Here is a 20,144-nt window from a genome sequence, read left to right as displayed (position 1 = left end):
AGCTCTATTTATTTAGCATTTTTAATTTTTATTTGATTCAGATTTTCTAAACAGCAAAAAATGATGAATTATTTTTTTCCAGTTCATTTTATTTTAAATATTTTTAATCATTAAAACCAAATCAATTCAAAATTCCTTTTAAAATAAGGAAAAAATTAGTTACTTTTTTAAGCTTATGCGCATCCATTTAATGTAAGAAAAACATTAAATTTGCCAATTGACATTATGAATAAAAACACACAAAACAAACCGACTGAATCGCCTGATAAAGGCAAATTTTTATCTAAGCCAAGAGTATTTTTCGGGCTTACTTTCATCCTTTTTTCTGTAGTGCTTACTTTTTCGTTCGTTTCTTACCTAATGAACTGGAAGGCAGATCAGAGCCAGGCCGGAACGATGCTCGATAAAACAATAAAATCTTCCAATCTTTTCGGAAAGCTGGGCGACTGGCTCGGAAATATTTTTATTTTCGAAAGTATTGGTGTAGCTTCATTCATCATTGCCTTTTTATTTATGGTTTTCGGAACCGTTATTCTGAAAAAGAAAATGTTCAAACCTTGGAAAACGGTTGGTCATTCCCTGTTTTTCATTTGCTGGCTTCCGATTCTGTTTGGAGCAATTACTAAAGGACAGGGTGTTTTAAGCGGAGTTTACGGATATCAGATCATGGAATCTCTGAATACGATTATTGGTTCTTATGGTCTTTGGCTTGTTTTAATTGCAAGTATTGCTTTGTATTTTATTTTAGAATTCAATCTTCGTCCAAGTTCAATTAAGTCTAAATTAAATGACATCAACGAAAATACCATCGGAAAAGTAAGATCGATGATGCCGAATTCTGATGAAAATTTTAAAGCCGATGAAGAACTGATTGAGGAAATTGAAACGGCAGAACAGGAAGAAGAGCAACCCAAAATAAAAGTAACGGAAGTTGTAGAAAAACCGGCTCCCAAAATAACGGAGCCTGAACCTGTAAAAGTTCCGAAAGGTTTTCCGGAAGTTCCGGTATCCAGCAATCTGGATCCGATTGTAACACCGAATAAAACGTCTTTTGATGAGGAACCTAAAAATGATTTTTCAAATTCCATTAATTTAAATCTCGACTCCAGACCTAAAGTTCCGACTTCAAGTCCGGAACAGGCATTTGATATGACTCCTTCTATTCCGGTAAGTACAGTTACTGCGGCTGCACCTCAGGAAAATATTAAATTTAATGTAGAAGTCGCTCCGGTTATCGATATTCTTGATGATTCCGAAAGACAGTCTCAGGAATTGGTAGACAAACATGGATTGTACGATCATAAACTGGATCTTGCCAAATTCCAGATGCCGCCTGTTGAATTGCTGAAAGATTACGGAAATGAAGAAATTTCGATCAACAAAGACGAATTAGAAGAAAACAAAAATAAAATTGTCGGATTGCTGAAAAACTTTAACGTAGGAATTGCCGAAATTAAAGCTACGATAGGACCGACTGTAACCTTGTATGAAATTGTACCGGAAGCGGGAATTCGTGTAGCAGCGATTAAAAAACTTCAGGATGATATCGCCCTGAATCTTTCTGCTTTAGGAATCCGTATCATTGCACCGATGCCCGGAAAAGGAACCATCGGGATTGAAGTTCCGAGAAAAAATCCAACGATGGTTTCCATGCGTTCAGTGATTGCTTCGCAGAAATTCCAAAATACAGATATGGATCTTCCTGTGGTTTTCGGAAAGACTATTTCAAACGAAATTTTCATGGCAGATTTATCCAAAATGCCTCACTTACTGATGGCGGGAGCAACAGGACAGGGTAAATCGGTCGGGATTAATGCAATTCTTACTTCTTTATTATACAAAAAGCATCCGAGTGAACTGAAATTTGTAATGGTAGATCCTAAGAAAGTGGAACTTTCATTATATTCAAAAATCGAAAGACATTATCTTGCCAAACTTCCGGATGCAGAAGAAGCGATCATTACAGACACGAATAAAGTAATCAACACGCTGAATTCTCTCTGTATCGAAATGGATACGAGATATGATTTGCTTAAAAATGCATTCTGTAAAAATTTAAAGGAATACAATAAAAAATTTGCGGAAAGAAAATTAAATCCTGAAAACGGTCACCGTTATTTACCTTACATTGTTTTGGTAGTAGACGAATTTGCCGATTTAATTATGACTGCCGGAAAAGAAGTAGAACTACCGATTGCCAGATTGGCTCAGTTGGCAAGAGCGGTGGGAATTCACTTAATTGTTGCCACGCAAAGACCTTCCGTAAATGTAATTACAGGTATGATTAAAGCGAATTTCCCTGCAAGAGCAGCATTCAGAGTAATTTCAAGTGTGGATTCCAGAACGATTCTGGATTCTCCGGGAGCAGATCAGTTAATTGGTAAAGGAGATATGCTTTATTTTAACGGAAATGAAATTTTAAGACTTCAATGTGCATTTGTAGACACTCCGGAAGTGGAAAGACTTGCAGAATTTATCGGGGAACAAAAAGGGTACGCTTCCGCATTTATTCTTCCGGAATACGTTTCTGAAGATTCTACGAGTACAGTAGGAGCTTTCGATCCGAACGAAAAAGATGCTTTGTTCGAAGATGCAGCAAGAATTATTGTTTCTACTCAGCAGGGTTCTACTTCTATGCTTCAGAGACAACTGAAACTGGGCTATAACAGAGCGGGAAGAATTATGGATCAACTGGAAGCCAGCGGAATTGTTGGCGGATTTAACGGGGCAAAAGCAAGAGAGGTTCTCATCAGTGACCTTCATTCTTTGGAACAGTTTTTGGAAGATCTGCGCAGTTAAAGCGAAATTTCAGTTTAACTTTTAACATTAAAGAAAGTCTAAAGATTAAAGAATTTAATAAAAATGAAAAATATTATTTCAAAAGTTATAGTAAGCAGTTTGGTAGTTGGAGCGGTCGGATTTACAAATGCACAGAAGATTGATGCAAAGGCAAAAAAAATCCTTGATGATATTACGGCTAATTATAACTCTAAGAAAAATTCGTATTTCAAATTTTCTTTCGGAAGCGGAACCAACGGAAAGGTTGATAAAACGGAACCTGGAATTTATTATGCTGCAGGAGATAAATACAAACTGAAGATCATGGAAACGGAGCAGATCTTCGATGGAAGCAAAATCTACAACATCAACACAGAAGATATGGAGGTTACGGTAGCGAAACCTAACGGAAGCAGTTCTATGTTCTCCCCTATCAACTATCTTTCTACCTATAGAAAAGATTATAATGTAACGTACGGAGGAAAGAAAAATGTAGATGGCGTAAATGCGGATTTCATTAAATTAACTCCGGTAAAATCCAACGGAATTAAATATGTGTATCTTTTTGTAGATTCTGCAAAAAAACAGATGGTAAAACTGGAACAGCACGGAAACAATAAAGACCTTGCCGTAATTGCGATTAAAGAGTACAAGGAAAACCAGACACTGGATCCGGGAATGTTTACATTTGATAAAAACAAATACAAAAATTACCTGATCACAGAACTTTAAAAATAATCAGCAGATAAGCGAATACGCGGATTTGCTTTTAATCATAAAAATTTCATAAAATATAAGAGCTGCAAAGAAAACTTTGTGGCTTTTTGTTTAATTTTGGCGAATGTTAAAAATACTAGACCGATATATTATAAAAACTTTCTTCGGACCGTTTTTCTTTATATTCAGCGTATTGTTTTTCATCTTTATTGTGAACATTATCTGGATTCAGCTGGGTCAGTTTATGGGAAAAGGACTGAGCTACTGGCAAATCATGAAACTTCTTTTTTACCTCGGGGTAAGTGTAATCAGTATGGTTTTACCGCTCACGATTCTTCTTGCGAGCATTATGTCTTTCGGGGAATTCGGGGAACGATATGAACTTGCTGCCATGAAAGCCGCAGGAATTTCGCTCACCAGAGTGATGATGCCACTTTTGGGAGTAACCGTTGTACTTTCCATCATGCTGTATTTTTTCTCCAACAATATTATTCCGGATTTTCAGAGAAAGGCGAAAAATATGCTTTTCAATATTGCGCAGACCAAACCGGCCCTGAATTTCACACCGGGACAGTTTATCGATCAGATTCCCGGAAACATGGTGAAGTTCGATAAAATTTATGGTAAAAATGATGAAAATATAGAAGGTGTTTTTGTTCATAAGAAAGCAAGTTCCTATGAAAATCAGCAGACTGTAATTGCCCAGAAAGGTGTTTTTGCTCCGGCAGAAAATACGAATTATCTGAAACTTAAATTGTTTAACGGATTTGTTTATGAAGATAATTTTGCCGGAAAAGGAGAAAATGTCCGTTTAAAACAGCCCGATCAGGTAATTAAATTTGATACGTTAACGCTTCACTTCGACGTAAGTGAGATCATTAACAAAGCCATTGAAGAGGAAAAAATCACAGATGATTACCGTTTTCAGACCTTCAATGAACTGAATACAACGATTGATAAAACGAAGAAAGACAATCAGAGATTCTTCACCAACGTAAGCAACGACGTTTTGGGACAGACCAATTCTGTGGTAAGTTATATGGATACCAAACAGAACAGTGCAAAGGCAAAACCAAAACAGAGCATTAAGCTTGATACGGTGAAAGGAAATAAAAAACTGGAGATCATCGATAATGCTTATAACCGTCTCGATAATCTTAAAAGTACGCTTGAAGGAAAAAATAACGAGATTGATCCCGGCGTAAAATATTACAGCAAAGTCGTGATTTATCAGCAGAGAATCGTGACGTATTCTTTCACCTGCATCATTTTCTTTCTGATCGGTGCGAGTTTGGGTTCCATCATCCGAAAAGGAGGAATGGGACTTCCTGTGGTAATTGCGATTGTAATTTTCATTATTTTCTACGTGATTAATGTAGGCTTTGAAAACATGGCGTGGTCCGGAAAGATCAACCCTTATCTTGCAGCATGGGTTCCGAATCTGGTTCTGTTTCCTTTCGGAGTATGGATGACGTACAAAGCTCTTACGGATTCTCAACTGTTTGATGCCGAGAAATACAAAGCGGCTTTCAAACCTGTGATTAAACTTTTTGTAAAGAATACAGAACATAAAAGGTATCAATAATAAATCGAAACCTGTAAATATAAAAGATCCGGAATTTCTTCCGGATTTTTTTGTGGTATGTTAAAAAATGAATTTCAATTTCTTTTTAGCTGTAAAAAATTATCTTTGTCAAAAATTATAACAATTCTATATGAGAAAATTATTATTGATTGGCTTATTCAGTATTGTTTCTTTCAATGCTTATGCGCAGGAAGACAATACGGAATATGAAATGAGAATCGGAGAAAAACCGGGTTACATTATTGATAAAAGCGGAAAAAAGATCGAAGGTATCGTAAGACTTGCCGGAGATGAAATGAATCCGTGGACAAATCAGAAAAAAGTGAAATTCATTGCGACTTCGGACGTTGACAATTCAAAGAAAAAGCAAAAGTTCAAAACGTATGATGTAGATGATCTTAAAGGTTATATGGCGATCGACAACAATACGGAAAGAGTTTTCGAGACCATAAAATACACCAATACGAAAGAAGCTTACAATACGCAGAATGGAGGTTTAAGCGGTGGCCTGAAAGCTTTCAACAACCTGACAAAAAGCAATCAGTTTGCAGAAGTTGTGGCAGACGGAAAAATTAAAGTGTACAAAGTGTATGGTTTCCCGACTACTTTCTCAGCGGGCGGACAAATTGCAGTTGCCGATGAAGAAAACAAAAGAATGAGAGAAAATCCGGCGTATGTGTATTCTAAAAAAGGTGGAAAACCGGAAGAGCTGAATGTTGCAAAAGCAAAGATCATTACCGCAGACTGTCCTGTTGTAAAAGCTAAAGTAACGAAAGGAGAATATGGTTCTTTGAAAAATGATACCAAAAAGAGATCGGGCTTAGGAAAATTCATCCGAAATGAAATCGACAATGCAATGGCAGATAATCTTTCTATCGTGAATGAAGTGATCTATGATTATAACGAAAATTGTAAATAATCAATTTAAAATATTTTTTACAGCAGTTTCATTTTGGAGCTGCTTTTTTTATTTGCAAGTTTTAATAAAATATTCCTGTCGGAAAACGAAGATGTAAATCTTTATTAGTTTCAAATCTATAAGGCGCAAGAAAATCAAAGATTTTCAATAAGGATGATGCTTAATTTTATTTTAGATAAAAATATTCGTGCCTTTGCAATGGTTACAGCTATTAACCTTAAATAAGTTTTGCGCATATTTTTTGCAGTATGAGTAAACAAAATCATTTTTATGAAAATACTTCTTTTGACTTTAAGTTTTCTTGCTATTGTTTCCTGTAAGAAAGAGAATGCAGAAACGATTCAAAATAATTCAGGCACTGATAATGTAACGATAAATAAATCTTCGGAAAAACCAAATGATTCCATTACCTCAATTGAAGATATAAAGAAAGAATATGCAGCCGTAAATAATCTTTTGTCTGCGAAACAACTGGATTCAACGAAATTCACATACAACTGCGATGAAAAGGAAGGTGAAGTTGTCTTGTATTATGAGAATAAAGATCTCAGAATGGTTAAAGATTTTTATGCAGAACACAGTCACTTCTCTTCATCCACAAAATATTATGTAAAAAACAACAAAGTATTTTTCATCTTTAAGGAGGAAACAGCATGGAATTTTGATGAAGGAGGAACACCGGAAAAACCGGAAACAAAAGATGATATCAATGAAAAAAGAATCTATGTTTTAAACGATAAAGCCATTCAGTGCCTAGAAAAAAATTATACGATTCGCTCAAAAGGAAATAATAAAAATCCTGATTCGGTTCCGAATAAAGAAACAAAATGCAAAATTTCCGATCTGATGAAAAACTATAATTTAATCCTTAAAAATAAAGACAGAAAAGGAAAAATTAATTGTCTTTAAACTCTACCCAAAACAAAAGCGGCTTCAAAATGAAACCGCTTTTTATATTTTCAGGAGCCGAAAATTATACTTTCATAATTTCAGCTTCTTTTACTTTAAGATGCTCATCGCAAGCTTTTACATATTTGTCGGTAAGCGTCTGAATATCTGCTTCAATACCTTTAATGATGTCTTCAGAAACTCCTTCCAGTCTTTTAAGCTCTTTCAGACCGTTTTGTCTTGCGTTTCTTACAACTACTTTCGTGTCTTCTGTTTCAGACTTAGCCTGTTTTGCCAGTTCACGTCTTCTTTCTTCCGTTAAAGGCGGCACATTAAGGATAATGTTGATCCCGTTATTAGAAGGGGCAAAACCTAAATTGGAATTGATGATCGCTTTTTCAATATCATTAATGGCTTTTGCGTCCCAAGGTTGAATAGAAATCGTCATTGCATCGGGAATAGAAACATTGGCAACCTGATTAATCGGAGTTAATGCTCCGTAATATTCCACCATAACATCCTGAACCATTGTTGTAGACGCACGTCCCGCTCTGATTCTCTGAAATGCATGATCCAGGTGCTTAATAGCTGCTTCCATGTCCTGCTGTACAGACTCTACTATAAGATCTAATTCTTCCATTATATAATAAAAATTTGATAGTTACACATTTATTGAAGATTCAAGTTAAAAGAAACAGGTTAAAAGTAAAAAGCCTATCTACTTTACAAACTCTATCACCTCTACTCTACTTGGCTCATTTTACTTTTTACTTAGCTCTTAATTTCTTACAAATCAACTAAAGTACCCACATTTTCGCCGTCAACAATTTTCTCCAGATTTCCGTCTTTGTTCATATCAAAAACAATAATCGGCAGTTTGTTTTCGTGGCTTAAAGTAAATGCCGTCATATCCATTACCTTTAGATTCTTCGCATAAACTTCGTCGAAAGATAGTGAATTATATTTTACCGCATCTGCATTTTTTTCAGGATCGCTGTCGTAGATTCCGTCTACTCTTGTTCCTTTCAGAATAACATCTGCACCAATTTCGATCGCTCTTAACGTTGCAGCAGTATCTGTTGTGAAATACGGGTTTCCGGTTCCGGCTCCGAAGATCACTACTCTGCCCTTTTCAAGATGTCTTACTGCTCTTCTTTTGATGAATGGTTCTGCCACTTTATCCATTTCGATGGCAGACTGCAGTCTTGTTTTAATTCCCGCATCTTCCAGAGCACCCTGCAAAGCCATCCCGTTGATTACTGTTGCAAGCATTCCCATATAATCTCCCTGTACTCTGTCCATTCCTTTTGCAGCTCCTGCTACTCCGCGGAAAATATTTCCTCCTCCGATTACGATGGCAACTTCACAGCCTTTTTCTACCACTTTCTTAATTTCTGCAGCATATTCCTGTAGCCTTTCATTATCAATACCATATTGTCTGTTTCCCATTAAGGCTTCACCACTTAGTTTCAGAAGGATTCTTTTATATTTCATTGTATGTAAATAACTTTTTTTCGTTAGATTTATTTGTCTAAAAATTTGACTTTGCAAATATAATCATTAATGGGGTTGATTTTTACTTCTGCATTAAATTTTTAAATCTTATGCAGGAAGCGGTTTGTAATACCTTGGAACTTACCTGATCCGTTCAATAAGTCTTCGATTTTCACAAAACTTAAATATTTAAATATAAATAATGTGAGAAATATTTTGAAAAGTACGAAAAAGGATTATTTTTGCATTACTAATAAACTGAGTTGAAGAAAATTGTTATTTTTTCATTATTTCTGTCAGGAATTGTTTCTTATGCACAAACAGGAACAAACGTTTATCCATTCTTAAATATTCCTGTTTCAGCGAGACAGGCTGCTTTGGGAGGAGATGCAATTTCTGTGAGAGATCGTGATGTTTCCTTTGCTATTGCAAACCCCTCATTACTGAATAAAGATTCCGACAACCAACTGTCTGTAAACGCAACGGCTTATCTTGCAGATTCCAAATACGGAACAATTGCCTATGCAAAAGACTTTGATAACGGTCACATGGCAACCATCAATGCGAGATATATGAGCTATGGGGATATTCCGCGAACAGACGACAGCGGTTTCGAGAACGGAACTTTCAAAGCTTCGGACGTTGCCATCGGAGCAGGATACGCCTATCAGTTTGAAGAAGACTGGACGATTGGAGGTGGATTGAATTTCATTACTTCTAAAATTGATACCTATACTTCTTCTGCCATTTCAGGAAATGCAGGAATTACCTACCACAACAAAAAAAATAAAGAAACAGCTTCTGTTGTTTTCAGAAATTTTGGATATCAGTTCAATTCTTTCAACGGAACAAGGGAAAACCTGCCATTCCGTGTAGATTTGGGATATACAAGAATTTTAAAAGTAATTCCTTTGGCTGTTACCATTACGGCGCATGATTTACAGGAGTTTAATATTTCTTCCCAGTATAACGTTAACGGACAGGAAGTAAATACAGGCAGAAAAATCGCCGATCACTTCTCTATAGGAGCAGAATTGTTTCCGGAAAAAGGATTCAACATCAGACTAGGATATAATGTGAAGAGAGGGAATGAACTAGCCGTTGCAGACCAGAGAAATTTTTCAGGACTTTCTGCCGGATTCGGGATTAAAATTGCCAGATTCCGTGTGGATTACGCACACGTAAGGTATCATAATTCTGCGAATGTCAACCAGATAGGAGTTTCTATCGATCTTACAAGTCACGCAGGATACTAATTGTTAATCATTTTCAAAACAAAATAAATATCAGAAACCTCAAGAAAATCTCCTGAGGTTTCTTGATTTTTAAGAAAAAATCTTGAAATTTGCAGAATGAAAAAACCTGTAATAGCTATCGACGGCTACTCATCTACCGGAAAAAGTTCAATTTCTAAAGTCATTGCTGCAAAGCTGGGACTTATTCATCTCGATACAGGTGCGCTTTACAGAGGAGTAACATGGTTTGCTCTTCAGAATTGTTTAAATGACAGCGGAACCATTGATCTTGAGAAATTATTCTCTTCTCTGGATCAGGTGGAACTTGAATTTAAAAATATTGATGGAGAACTGGTTCTTTTCCTTAATCATATTGATATTTCAAAAGCGATACGGACTACCGAAGTTTCGGAGAATGTAAGTTTCGTTGCCAAACAGAAAGAAGTGAGAGATTTTCTCCTGCAGTCTCAGCGCAATCTGGCAGAAAAAGGAGGCATTATTATGGACGGACGTGACATCGGGACAGTAGTTCTGCCAAATGCAGACTATAAATTTTTTCTTACCGCAAGTATTGATGAAAGAACCAGAAGGCGTTATCTGGAACTGCTTTCTTTAGGAATCGAGGCGAATGAACAGCAGGTGAAAGAAAATCTTATAGAACGCGACAGAATAGACAGCGAGCGGAAAATCGCCCCACTAAAGCAGGCAGAAGATGCTATTATTATTGACAATACAACGATTTCTAAGAAAGAAACCATTGATGAGATTTTATCTCACATCAGAAAGATTTAACATTTTTTAATAGAAGTCTTTCTCCTTTGGTATGTTAATTGTACATTTCAATACAAGTAAAAAGCTAATATTATTAACTATTAAAAAAAACGAAAATGTCTAAAAAAAACAATACAGCGGGTATTTTGGCAGGACTTCTTGCAGGTGCTGCGGCGGGTGTTATCTTAGGAATGCTTTATGCTCCGGAAGAAGGTAAAGAAACCAGAAAGAAAATTAAAACTAAAGCTGAAGATCTTAAAGATCAGGCTAAAAATAAATATGGTGAAGTTTCCGAAAAAGTAAAAGATCAGTACAGCAATATTTCTTCTACTTTTAAAGAAACAGCAAACAGCGTTGCCAATACTGTGAAAGACGGGTACGATAAATACAAAGATCAGATCGTTTCTAAAACTGCAGACGTAGTAAAAAATGTAGAATCTGAACTGAATGATCTAAAACAATAATATAGTTTATTTTTTAGGTAAATTATGAGAAGGAACTTTATAAACGAAAGTTCCTTTTTTTGTAACTTTAAAGAAAAACAATGATTGAAACTATTAAAGAATACGCTTCCAAAAGGATCGATCTCCTGAAAATTGAAGCCACCGAAAAATCCTCTCTTTCTGCAGGAATGATCACTTATTTTGTGGTTTTACTGGTCGCTTTTGGTTTTTTCATCATTCTGTTCAACTTCGGAATTGCCTTTCTTATCGGTAAAGCATTGGGCGATCAGTCTTACGGATTTCTCATTGTTGCCGCTTTTTATCTTTTAACCATGATTCTTATTGTGATGTTTAAAAAGAAAATCGTAAATTATGTGGCAGATCAGGTAATTAAATTTTTAAATCATTAAACTATGAGCAGAAAGTATGAAAGCTTAGAGGAACTGAGAAGAAAGAAAAAGCTGCTGAAGCAGGAAATAGACGGTCTGGAAGATCTCTTAACCTTCAAAAATACAAAGGAAAGTCTGAGTGCTTTTACCAATGGTTTAACAGATCAGTACCTGCAGGAAAAAATAGATGAAGACGGCGACGAAAAGGTAGTTCTACGAAAAGATGTTATCGCCAAACAGATTACTTCGGAAATTAAAGGAGCCTTAATCAATAAAAATACAGCAATGGGAATTGCAAATTCCGCATTTAAAGGAGATGCTGCTGATATTATGATTAATCTTGCGGTAACCACACTTGTCGGAAATTATGCCAGAAAAAACTTTAAAAGTTCAAACTGGAAAAAGAAATTAATCGGCGCAGCCATGATTTATCTTGCTCCCGCCGCTTTAAGATTTGTACGAAAGAAACTTGAAACCTATCAGAAAAATAAAAGTGTTTCCAGCATGGAACAGCTTATCTAAAGTTTGCGGGTTTTAGAGTTTTAGAGTCAGAGATTTTTTAAGGGTTATAAAAACTCAAACACTCCCACTCTAAAACTCTATTACTCAAACTTACTCTCCCATTCTGAAAAGCTGCCCCAGAATAATCCCTGCAGCCATTGAAACATTAAGACTTTCTGTAGACTGCGATTTTCCAAATCTCGGGATCATGACACTTTTATGAAGCAGTTTTTCCGTTTCCGGACGCATTCCATTGCCTTCATTTCCTAAAATTAAATTCATTTTTTCAGGTCTTTCGAAAGCATAGATATTTTCACCGTCCATATCGGTTCCGATATTGATATTTTCTGTTTCGGATAAATATTCAGTCAGATTTGTATAGATTATATTTACCCTCGTAAAAGAACCCATACTTGCCATTATAACTTTTGGATTGTAAAAATCTACAGTGTCTTCACTGCAGATAATCTGCTCTATTCCAAACCAGTCTGCAAGACGGATCATCGTTCCCAGATTTCCGGGATCCTGAATACCGTCCAAAACAAGCTGAAGATTTCTATCCTCCGTTTTTTGTTCCGGATTAAGATAACAGACCGCCACAGAATCTTTTGGATTTTGCAGAAAACTGATTTTTTTCAACTCATTTTCAGAGATATGAGTTACCGGAGCTTCCATACGGTCTAATTTTTGCGGATCCGTAGAAAATATTTCTTTAATTTTAAATCTGGAATCAGGAAGTTCACGGATGATTTTATTACCTTCAACCAAAAACAAATTGTATTTTTGCCTGAACTTCTTTTTATCTAAAGACTGTAAAATTTTTATTGTATGAGCTGTAAGCATTATAAGAATTCTCCTCAAAAGTATTATAAAATTATATCATTTGCAACATTTGTAGGTCTCCTTTATGCTTGTAGTACCACCAAAAAAGTTCCGGATGGTGAATATCTGCTGGTAAAGAATAATTTTCAGTTTGAGGATAAAAAAGAATCTTTCGATGGTGAGCTTAAAGATTATGTTCAGCAGAAGCCTAATAAAAGGCAGCTTCTTTTCATGCCATTAAGCCTTTGGCTTTACAATGCCGCCAATCCCAAATACGACACGCTTCTTAACGAGTACATGACGTATCCTAATGAATTGAGAAATCAAAAACTCAGAGATTCTCTTTTCATAAAATACAATATGAAAAGCAGCGTCGGCAAAAGTCTTTTCTTCGACAGACTTTATCACAACTGGGGTTCTGCTCCTGTAATTCTCGACCAGACAAAAACGTCAAAGAGTGCCGAATCTATTAAAAAAAGAATGACGTACCGGGGTTATTGGGATGCAGATGTAAAATTTAAACATGAGCTTGATTCTTCAGCCAAAAAAGCTGCGGTTAATTATTTTATCACGCATAATCAGCCAACTTATATTAAGGATTATTATTACAATATTTCCGATCCTAATATTAAAAGTATCTATCAGCAGAAAATCCGTGAAACTCTTGTAAAAAAAGGTCAGATTCTGGATCAGACAATTTTAGAGAAGGAAGTAAGCAGGATTAATGATGTGATGCGGGAATACGGATATTACCGTTTTAACAGTCTTGGTGATGAGGTAGGTTTTGTGGCAGATTCTCTTAAAAGTACAAAGCAGGTTCCGCTGGTTTTGGAAATCCGAAAAGATTCTCTGGACAGTCCATACAAACAGGCAACCATCGGAAATATTGATGTTGCTATTGTAGATGAAGCAAAAGATTTCCCGAATAATACAAGAAAAGACAGCTTAAGAGGAATCCGTTTTCATAAAACAGATAACAGCTACGATTCCCGTTCTATCTGGAGAGCTATTATCATAGGAAATAAGCAGGTTTACGATCAGAAAAAATTGGATCTTACCAAAAGAAATATTCTGGCGATGAATAATTTCAGTATTCTGAAAGCCAGAGATTCATTAAGAAGAGGTGGTACTTCCAGCCCTAATGACAGTATTGTAGATGTAACCTACATCTTAAAACCGCTTCCGAAATATGATCTGAAAGTGGGAACAGATTTAAATTACTCTGAAGTATTGAATTTTGGAATTTCTCCTTCTGTTGATCTTACGACAAGAAATATTTTTGGCGGAGCGGAAAACCTTACCACAAGTCTTTCCGGAACTTTCGGACGTATTGTAAACCCGAAAAATATAGACAACAGAATCTGGGCATACGAAATCTCAGCACAGGCTTCGTTAAATTTCCCGAGATTATTGCTGCCTTTCAATTATTATAAACTGATACCCAAAAGATACAGCCCAACTTCTTCCATTACTCTGGGAGTTTCAGATCAGAGCAATATTGGTTTGGGAAGACTTAACTTTAATACTGGCCTTAATTATCTGGCAACGGTAAATGATAAAGTAACACACAGACTTACGCTGTTTAATACACAGCTGAGTTTAACGAAAAATAAAGATGCTTATTATGATTATTTTGTAAATGACAATGCCATCCGCGAAGAGTTCTTTGCCAATTATTTTGCTTACAAACCTTCTGTAGCAAACGATTTTAAAGCAGGACTGCTTACCATTGATCAGGTTTCCCAGAAAATCATAGCAGATACAGATTACCTTAATGGACTTGATCAACAGGGAGTTGACCGATTCGTAGCGTTTGTGGGAACTTTGGTAAATAAAGACCGACAGACCCAGGATGTATTAATTTCTTCTTTCATCTATAATTTCATTTATAACGAGATAGGAAAAAAAGATTATCCAAATGCTTTTTATTTTAACGGAAAAATAGAATTAGCGGGAAACATTTTCAGTATTTTTAATCAGAAAAGAAGTGACGGAGGTGTTGTTACCAGTCCGGAAAGAACCATTTTCAATATTCCGTATGCTCAGTTTGTGAAATTTGATTTTGATTTCAGAAAATATTTTAAATTCGGAAACAATACTTTAGCACTTCGTCAGTTTATCGGAGTCGGAATTCCGTACGGAAACTCTTCGAATATGCCGGTAATCCGTTCTTATTTCAACGGTGGACCGAATGACATCAGAGCTTGGGTTCCTTTCGGAGGATTAGGACCTGCAGACTCTCAGGTGGATGAAAGAGTGCGTACTTATATGACTGATAATTTAAAACTGACCACAAATATAGAATTCAGGATGCCTTTTAATGATATGTATGAAGGTGCTATTTTCACAGACATCGGTAACATCTGGAGTCTTAAAAATTATAACAACGGATACGGAGATGAGTTTAAATTCAATAAATTCATCAGACAGGTAGGTGTAGGAAGCGGTTTTGGTTTAAGAGTAAATATTGCTTACATAAAACTCAGACTGGATCTCGCTTATAAAATATATGAACCGAACAAGCCTGAAGGCGACCGATGGAGACTAAAACACCTGCAGCCGTTTAAACCAACTTTAAATATCGCTTTCGGATATCCATTCTAAAAACGTATAACAGGTAGTATCTCTAATAAATGATACTGCCTGTTTTTTTATTTAATCCGGCGAAATTCCTAAAGCAAAATATACCACTGCAACTGTTCTCGCAAGAATTTCTCTGAACTGATTTCTGTAATAACTTTCAGGTTTGGTAACGTCCTGTGCATCAAAACCCAGTGCGTTCATATTGTTATTTCTGGCAAATAACAGAGCCCGGAGATTATGAAATCCCTGAGAAACAATAATTACATTGTCTTTTTTGTAAACATCTTTACAGCGGAGAATACTTTGATAGGTGTTAAAACCTTTCGGATCTTCCATAATAATTTCCTCCGGAACACCTTCCTGATAAATAAGATATTTTTTCATTGCAGCAGGTTCGTCATATCCTTTACTCTTCTCGCCACTTACAAGAATTCTGCGGATTTTACCGTGATGATAAAGCAGTGCAGCCGCATCCATTCTCTTTGTAAAATAAGGATTGGATAAACCCGATCTCATTTTAGGAGAAGTTCCCAGTACTAAAGCAACTTCCCTCGGAGGAATTTTTGAAATTTTAGTATAGGTTCTTCCGTCCGTAAGGGCAAAAACCCATGCATTGGCAAGACATATCAACAGAATTCCAATTTCTATTGATATGAAGATCAGGTTAAATATGTTTTTTATTATTCTCAAGTAAGATCAAAGTTAAGCTTTATTTTTTTGCTTTTTGCAATCGACATACAAGCTAAGATATGTCCTCTCTCCTCTTCATTTTCCGTTAAATATTCATTTTCAAGCAATTCCACCTCTCCTTCTTCTAAAATGCACTCACAACTTCCGCAAATTCCCGATTTACAGGAATACGGAACCTGAAATTGCTGTATAAGAAGCTGCTGCAGAATTCTTTCTTCATTAGTGGGAAGTATGGCAGAATATTCCTTTTCGAGCATTTTAAATTCCAGTTCCACATTTTCTATTAACGGAAATTCTTTTTCTACAGGATAAATATCGTCATTAAATTCTTCAAAAAGTTCAAAATGAATATTTTTTTTCGGAATTCCGTGATGATAGCATGCGTTGGCAAGTGTTTTAATCATCTCTCCCTTTCCGCAGATCAGCACTTCATCTACAGCATCCCAAATGGTAGATTCTTCATCCGTATCATCCAGATGAAGGATCTGGTTGATGATGAGACTTAATTTTTTATCATCCAGCCTTCCATGAAAAAAACTGTTGGCTGTTTTCTCTTGGGAGAAAAAATAAAAAATCTGTAACCGTTCTCCGTGCATTTTAGCGAGGCGATCCAGTTCATCTCTGTAAATGAGATCTTCAGAGCTTTTATTTCCAAAAAATAAAAACAGTCTGGTTCTCGGTTCGTTATGCAGGATATTTTTAAAATGACTTAAAATTGGGGTAATTCCTATTCCTGCAGCAAATCCTACAATGGTTCTGAATTCGCTGGGCTTTGAAATAAGTGTAAATCTTCCACCCGGTTCACTTACCAATAATTCATCGCCTTCATGATAATTTTGAAACAGTTGCGAAACAGCTCCTTCCGGAGAATTCATCTTTATGCCCAAAGCAATTTTATGTTCGTACGGAGCGGAAGTCATCGAATAGTCATTAATAATTTCTTTACCGTGAGCCAGAAATCTTATACTGACAAACTGACCGGCATCAAACCTGAAATTTTCTTTCAGATTCTCCGGAATCCCGAATTCCAGAGAAAAAGTATTTTTGGTCAGTTCTTCCTTTTTCGCTATTTTTAACCGATGAAACTGTGTAAGTTTCCCTTTATAGATTTGTTGTTCCATAACTTCAACTCAAAAATAGATAAAAAATAATTTATGAAGAAGATAATTTTATCCACGCTTGTAGTTTTTTCACTGGCGAGCTGTAAAAAGGAAAACCAGAAAAATGAAGAAAATGTAGCAACAACAGATTCTACAGCAGTTTTACAGAAAGAAGAAACTCCAACAGCTCAATTCAAAGAAATTTCTCAACAAAATCTGGTTGAGAATTTATCTAAAAAGAATGACACTTTATATGTTACCAATTTCTTTGCAACCTGGTGCGGACCCTGCATGATGGAAATTCCTCATTTTAAGAAAAAAATAGAGGAATTAAAGGGTAAACCTGTAAAATTTACTTTTGTAGATATTCTTGATAAACCGGCATGGAAAGATAAAGTACCTGCTTTTGCCAAAGAAAATAATCTGGAAAATTATATTGTTTTAGTAGACGAATCTAAATTTGATGATACCTTTTTCGGTAATTTCAAAACGTGGAAAGGAAACGGAATTCCATTTACTCATTTCAGAAAAGGCGATAAAACAGAAGAAGTTGAAGGATCAATGTCTGAGGAAATGCTCAGCGAAAAAATCAATTCTTTATTAAAATAAACTTCAGACTTTATGTCAGACAAGTTTAAAATCCTGTGTTTGGTGCTATTGATTGCCATTATTTTGGCAACGGTTATTAATCTGAATACAGGATTTTTAAGTTTACATTTTCAGGACTTTTGGGGAGAATCTTCCAACAGCCAGATTGCGGAAATTCGTGTCAATCGGGTTTTGGTAATGCTTTTGGCAGGAATTTCTGTCCCGACTTCAGGTTTTCTGATGCAGGAATATTTTCAGAATCCTCTTGCGGGACCCGATATTTTAGGAATTACTTCCATTGCAAGTTTGTCGGTGGCATTTTACATTTTTTTTTCGCACGATTTAATTATCCCTGAATTTCTTCAGAACAGTTTTTTAAGCTTTGCTGCCATTGGCGGAAGTCTTTTACTGATGCTGATTCTTCTTTCCATTTCAAAAAGATTTCAGGATAAATCTTATCTTATTATCTTTGGGTTTCTGGTTTCGGCTTTTGCAGGAGCCATTGTTTCTCTTTTGCAGTTCTATGGAGAAGATCAGAGTCTGAAAAACTATATTTTATGGTCTTTCGGAGCCAACAATATGGTTTCAAGAAATCAGATTTATGTTTTATCGGTTTTAATAATAATCGGTTTGCTTGTCTGTTTTAAAACCATAAAACCATTGATAGGAAATTCGTTGGGAACTTCATACGCACAAAGTCTGGGCGTTAATCTGAATCAGCTTAAACTGTTTATTATCGCTGCTTCTTCCCTTCTTTCGGCTTCAGTAACTGCCTTTTTAGGTCCCATTTTATTTATCGGAATTATTGTCCCGCATTTCAGCAGACTGATCTATAATCCGGCAAAACTTTGGCAGCAGTGGATTTTAAATATGATGCTGGGAATGCTGATGATGCTTTTTTTCTCCATCATCGCAGAAAAAACTCAGATTCCTTTAAATGTCATAAGCTCTGTTTTCGGAATTCCTGTAATTTTGATGATGCTTTTGAAGCAGAATAAAGTGTAATATTGTTGGTTTTTCGCAAAGGCGCAAAGTTATTTTTATAAGTACGTTTTAAGGCGCAATGATTTTATCTTTGATAAAATTTAGGATCGCAAAATTAACGCAGTACACTTGCTGAAAATCTTTGATTTTCTTGCGCCTTAAAAACAGTATAAAATTTGAAATCTTTGCGCCTTTGCGAAAAACCAACACAGGATAAAATAAAAAACATAACACAAATGACAGAAAACGAATTATCAAAAATTGTCTTTGAGACGGGATTAAAAATCCATAAAAAACTAGGAGCCGGATTATTTGAACACGTTTATGAAGAGTGCCTGTTTTATGAACTGACAAGAGCAGGACTTTTCGTAGAAAAACAAAAATTACTTCCAATTATATATGAAGAATTAAAAATTGAAAATGCGTTCAGATTAGATATGATTGTCGAAAACAAATTAATTTTAGAGATAAAAACTGTTGATTATATTAACTCAACGCATAAAGCACAACTTCTAACTTATCTCAAAATGACAAGTTGTAAATTAGGACTTCTTTTAAACTTTCAATCTGATATTTTTAAAAACGGGGTGACAAGAATTGTAAATTTTTTATAATTGAACGCAATAAAAATTTGACAAAGTCAAATTCCCTGCGTCTTAAAACAGTATTTTTGCAAAAAATTTTTGCGCCTTAGCGAAAATCCAACCATAATGCACCTACAAATTAAACAAGCAAACATTGGCTATCACAAAACCTTAATTTCAAATGCAACAGCTCATCTGAAATTAGGAGAAGTATGCCTTTTGATTGGTAACAACGGTGTAGGAAAGACAACATTAATCAAATCTATTTTACATCAGATTCCTCTTTTAAGCGGAGAAATATCAATCCATAACAAAAATGTAAAGAATCTTTCTGTTAAAGAGATTGCAGAACAGATTGCGGCTGTCTTTTCAAGTTCGGTAATTCCGCCGAATTATACAGTGGAAGATCTAATTTCTCTCGGAAAATATATTTACTATCCTTTTTATTTTGAGCTGAAAAAAGAAGACAAAGAAGAAGTTTCGCATATTATTGAGGAACTCGATCTTTTACAGTACAAAAATACTTTGCTTAAAAATCTGTCAGACGGAAATCTTCAGAAAGCATTTATCGGAAGAGCCATCACACAAAACGCTCCCATCATTATACTGGATGAACCAACTACACATCTGGATGAAAAAAACAAAATTATCATTCTCAAAACCCTTCGAAAATTAGCCAAGGAGCACAATAAACTAATTCTCTTCTCGTCTCACGACTGGCGGCTTGCCAAGGAATTTGCGGACAAAATCTGGTATGTAAAAGAAGGCAGTCTGTTTTCCGGAATTGTGGAAGATCTTTTACTTCAGCACGATGAATTAATCAATCCTTCGCTGTTTCAGATTAATGAAAATTTTGTTGCTCCGAAAATTATTGCCTCGGATGCGTATAAAGAAATGCTGTATTCTTTGCTGCAAAAAAACTTTCAAAAAGATCTTTCTTCTTTAAAATTTGAATTTCAGGATAACTTTTGGAACATTACTTATCATTCAGAATCTTTTCAATGCGAATCCTTTGAAGAAATCATTAAATTATTGAAAACCATTTATTAATACCCGTATTTTTTTGAATATAT

At 35.5% G+C, this 20,144-nt stretch carries 20 protein-coding genes; 15 read left to right on the top strand and 5 right to left on the bottom strand.

All coding sequences use genetic code 11. The annotated features are described in order from the left end of the window. Window positions 1–225 precede the first annotated feature (225 nt). The 5 genes from KKI44_RS02520 (at window position 226) to KKI44_RS02500 (ending at window position 6,908) form a co-directional block, all read left to right on the top strand. Window positions 226–2,799: an FtsK/SpoIIIE family DNA translocase gene (locus tag KKI44_RS02520; protein ID WP_214589702.1), complete on the top strand. Its 2,574-nt coding sequence runs from the start codon at window positions 226–228 to the stop codon at window positions 2,797–2,799. 63 nt (window positions 2,800–2,862) lie between these two features. Further along, on the top strand, window positions 2,863–3,510 hold the full coding sequence (locus KKI44_RS02515) for a LolA family protein (RefSeq protein WP_087710051.1): 648 nt from the start codon (window positions 2,863–2,865) through the stop codon (window positions 3,508–3,510). A 109-nt stretch (window positions 3,511–3,619) separates the two neighbouring features. Next, window positions 3,620–5,080 carry an LptF/LptG family permease gene (locus KKI44_RS02510; RefSeq protein WP_214589701.1) on the top strand — a complete coding sequence of 487 codons (1,461 nt, stop codon included), beginning with the start codon at window positions 3,620–3,622 and terminating at the stop codon, window positions 5,078–5,080. Between the two features lie 130 nt (window positions 5,081–5,210). Beyond that, the gene (locus KKI44_RS02505) at window positions 5,211–5,999 is read left to right on the top strand and encodes a hypothetical protein (protein ID WP_076390297.1); all 789 of its coding nucleotides are present in this window, start codon (window positions 5,211–5,213) and stop codon (window positions 5,997–5,999) included. Between the two features lie 270 nt (window positions 6,000–6,269). Beyond that, the gene (locus KKI44_RS02500; protein ID WP_214589700.1) at window positions 6,270–6,908 is read left to right on the top strand and encodes a hypothetical protein; all 639 of its coding nucleotides are present in this window, start codon (window positions 6,270–6,272) and stop codon (window positions 6,906–6,908) included. 64 nt (window positions 6,909–6,972) lie between these two features. Here the strand turns inward: KKI44_RS02500 and frr are convergent, their stop codons facing one another. Then, window positions 6,973–7,527, bottom strand: a complete 555-nt coding sequence (gene frr, locus KKI44_RS02495; protein WP_214589699.1) for a ribosome recycling factor — start codon at window positions 7,525–7,527, stop codon at window positions 6,973–6,975. 146 nt (window positions 7,528–7,673) lie between these two features. Continuing rightward, the gene (gene pyrH, locus KKI44_RS02490) at window positions 7,674–8,381 is read right to left on the bottom strand and encodes a UMP kinase (RefSeq protein ID WP_040999212.1); all 708 of its coding nucleotides are present in this window, start codon (window positions 8,379–8,381) and stop codon (window positions 7,674–7,676) included. Window positions 8,382–8,644: 263 nt separating this feature from the next. Between pyrH and porQ the strand changes: the two genes are divergently transcribed. The 5 genes from porQ (at window position 8,645) to KKI44_RS02465 (ending at window position 11,741) form a co-directional block, all read left to right on the top strand. Beyond that, complete coding sequence (porQ, locus tag KKI44_RS02485; RefSeq protein ID WP_116099245.1) at window positions 8,645–9,637, top strand: type IX secretion system protein PorQ; 993 nt, start codon at window positions 8,645–8,647, stop codon at window positions 9,635–9,637. A gap of 96 nt (window positions 9,638–9,733) precedes the next feature. Next, window positions 9,734–10,408, top strand: coding sequence for a (d)CMP kinase (gene cmk, locus KKI44_RS02480; protein WP_214589698.1), 675 nt, complete (start codon window positions 9,734–9,736; stop codon window positions 10,406–10,408). Window positions 10,409–10,503: 95 nt separating this feature from the next. After that, window positions 10,504–10,851, top strand: coding sequence for a YtxH domain-containing protein (locus tag KKI44_RS02475; RefSeq protein WP_214589697.1), 348 nt, complete (start codon window positions 10,504–10,506; stop codon window positions 10,849–10,851). Between the two features lie 80 nt (window positions 10,852–10,931). Next, window positions 10,932–11,240 carry a phage holin family protein gene (locus KKI44_RS02470; RefSeq protein WP_214589696.1) on the top strand — a complete coding sequence of 103 codons (309 nt, stop codon included), beginning with the start codon at window positions 10,932–10,934 and terminating at the stop codon, window positions 11,238–11,240. 3 nt (window positions 11,241–11,243) lie between these two features. Further along, the gene (locus KKI44_RS02465) at window positions 11,244–11,741 is read left to right on the top strand and encodes a phosphoribosyl-ATP pyrophosphatase (protein WP_214589695.1); all 498 of its coding nucleotides are present in this window, start codon (window positions 11,244–11,246) and stop codon (window positions 11,739–11,741) included. A gap of 90 nt (window positions 11,742–11,831) precedes the next feature. On the opposite strand, the gene KKI44_RS02460 is transcribed toward KKI44_RS02465, so the two are convergent. Continuing rightward, window positions 11,832–12,563, bottom strand: coding sequence for a TrmH family RNA methyltransferase (locus KKI44_RS02460; RefSeq protein WP_214589694.1), 732 nt, complete (start codon window positions 12,561–12,563; stop codon window positions 11,832–11,834). Here KKI44_RS02460 and KKI44_RS02455 point away from each other — a divergent pair. After that, a complete protein-coding gene (locus KKI44_RS02455; RefSeq protein ID WP_214589693.1) occupies window positions 12,549–15,146 on the top strand; it encodes a BamA/TamA family outer membrane protein in 2,598 nt (865 codons plus the stop codon). The two genes, KKI44_RS02460 and KKI44_RS02455, sit on opposite strands and share 15 nt — an antisense overlap. Window positions 15,147–15,197: 51 nt before the next feature. Here KKI44_RS02455 and KKI44_RS02450 read toward each other — a convergent pair whose 3' ends face one another. Together KKI44_RS02450 and KKI44_RS02445 are read right to left on the bottom strand one after the other, a co-directional pair. Next, the gene (locus KKI44_RS02450; RefSeq protein WP_214589692.1) at window positions 15,198–15,815 is read right to left on the bottom strand and encodes a vancomycin high temperature exclusion protein; all 618 of its coding nucleotides are present in this window, start codon (window positions 15,813–15,815) and stop codon (window positions 15,198–15,200) included. Further along, window positions 15,812–16,936 carry a ferredoxin--NADP reductase gene (locus tag KKI44_RS02445; protein ID WP_214589691.1) on the bottom strand — a complete coding sequence of 375 codons (1,125 nt, stop codon included), beginning with the start codon at window positions 16,934–16,936 and terminating at the stop codon, window positions 15,812–15,814. The genes KKI44_RS02450 and KKI44_RS02445 overlap by 4 nt, the downstream gene beginning before the upstream one ends. A 33-nt stretch (window positions 16,937–16,969) precedes the next feature. Between KKI44_RS02445 and KKI44_RS02440 the strand changes: the two genes are divergently transcribed. The 4 genes from KKI44_RS02440 to KKI44_RS02425 all read left to right on the top strand — a co-directional run bounded on the left by KKI44_RS02440 (window position 16,970) and on the right by KKI44_RS02425 (window position 20,121). Beyond that, window positions 16,970–17,524, top strand: a complete 555-nt coding sequence (locus KKI44_RS02440; RefSeq protein ID WP_214589690.1) for a TlpA family protein disulfide reductase — start codon at window positions 16,970–16,972, stop codon at window positions 17,522–17,524. Window positions 17,525–17,536: 12 nt separating this feature from the next. Next, on the top strand, window positions 17,537–18,508 hold the full coding sequence (locus KKI44_RS02435; protein ID WP_214589689.1) for an iron ABC transporter permease: 972 nt from the start codon (window positions 17,537–17,539) through the stop codon (window positions 18,506–18,508). 215 nt (window positions 18,509–18,723) lie between these two features. Next, window positions 18,724–19,101 (top strand): GxxExxY protein, encoded by a 378-nt coding sequence (locus tag KKI44_RS02430; RefSeq protein ID WP_214589688.1) that lies wholly within the window; start codon window positions 18,724–18,726, stop codon window positions 19,099–19,101. Window positions 19,102–19,197: 96 nt separating this feature from the next. Then, a complete protein-coding gene (locus KKI44_RS02425; protein ID WP_214589687.1) occupies window positions 19,198–20,121 on the top strand; it encodes an ABC transporter ATP-binding protein in 924 nt (307 codons plus the stop codon). The last annotated feature ends 23 nt before the right edge of the window (window positions 20,122–20,144 follow it).

This window comes from Chryseobacterium sp. ZHDP1, assembly GCF_018603435.1.
GTDB classification, from domain to species: Bacteria; Bacteroidota; Bacteroidia; order Flavobacteriales; family Weeksellaceae; genus Chryseobacterium; species Chryseobacterium indicum.
The sequence above is the reverse complement of the archived record's forward strand: the minus strand, read 5'-3'. Positions and strand labels throughout refer to the sequence as shown.

Bases quoted from the DNA above. Each gene is read 5' to 3' on its own strand.
- KKI44_RS02520 (WP_214589702.1), top strand. From the start codon at position 226: ATGAATAAAAACACACAAAACAAACCGACTGAATCGCCTGATAAAGGC.
- KKI44_RS02515 (WP_087710051.1), top strand. From the start codon at position 2,863: ATGAAAAATATTATTTCAAAAGTTATAGTAAGCAGTTTGGTAGTTGGA.
- KKI44_RS02510 (WP_214589701.1), top strand. From the start codon at position 3,620: ATGTTAAAAATACTAGACCGATATATTATAAAAACTTTCTTCGGACCG.
- KKI44_RS02505 (WP_076390297.1), top strand. From the start codon at position 5,211: ATGAGAAAATTATTATTGATTGGCTTATTCAGTATTGTTTCTTTCAAT.
- KKI44_RS02500 (WP_214589700.1), top strand. From the start codon at position 6,270: ATGAAAATACTTCTTTTGACTTTAAGTTTTCTTGCTATTGTTTCCTGT.
- frr (WP_214589699.1), bottom strand. From the start codon at position 7,527: ATGGAAGAATTAGATCTTATAGTAGAGTCTGTACAGCAGGACATGGAA.
- pyrH (WP_040999212.1), bottom strand. From the start codon at position 8,381: ATGAAATATAAAAGAATCCTTCTGAAACTAAGTGGTGAAGCCTTAATG.
- cmk (WP_214589698.1), top strand. From the start codon at position 9,734: ATGAAAAAACCTGTAATAGCTATCGACGGCTACTCATCTACCGGAAAA.
- KKI44_RS02475 (WP_214589697.1), top strand. From the start codon at position 10,504: ATGTCTAAAAAAAACAATACAGCGGGTATTTTGGCAGGACTTCTTGCA.
- KKI44_RS02470 (WP_214589696.1), top strand. From the start codon at position 10,932: ATGATTGAAACTATTAAAGAATACGCTTCCAAAAGGATCGATCTCCTG.
- KKI44_RS02465 (WP_214589695.1), top strand. From the start codon at position 11,244: ATGAGCAGAAAGTATGAAAGCTTAGAGGAACTGAGAAGAAAGAAAAAG.
- KKI44_RS02455 (WP_214589693.1), top strand. From the start codon at position 12,549: ATGAGCTGTAAGCATTATAAGAATTCTCCTCAAAAGTATTATAAAATT.
- KKI44_RS02460 (WP_214589694.1), bottom strand. From the start codon at position 12,563: ATGCTTACAGCTCATACAATAAAAATTTTACAGTCTTTAGATAAAAAG.
- KKI44_RS02445 (WP_214589691.1), bottom strand. From the start codon at position 16,936: ATGGAACAACAAATCTATAAAGGGAAACTTACACAGTTTCATCGGTTA.
- KKI44_RS02440 (WP_214589690.1), top strand. From the start codon at position 16,970: ATGAAGAAGATAATTTTATCCACGCTTGTAGTTTTTTCACTGGCGAGC.
- KKI44_RS02435 (WP_214589689.1), top strand. From the start codon at position 17,537: ATGTCAGACAAGTTTAAAATCCTGTGTTTGGTGCTATTGATTGCCATT.
- KKI44_RS02430 (WP_214589688.1), top strand. From the start codon at position 18,724: ATGACAGAAAACGAATTATCAAAAATTGTCTTTGAGACGGGATTAAAA.
- KKI44_RS02425 (WP_214589687.1), top strand. From the start codon at position 19,198: ATGCACCTACAAATTAAACAAGCAAACATTGGCTATCACAAAACCTTA.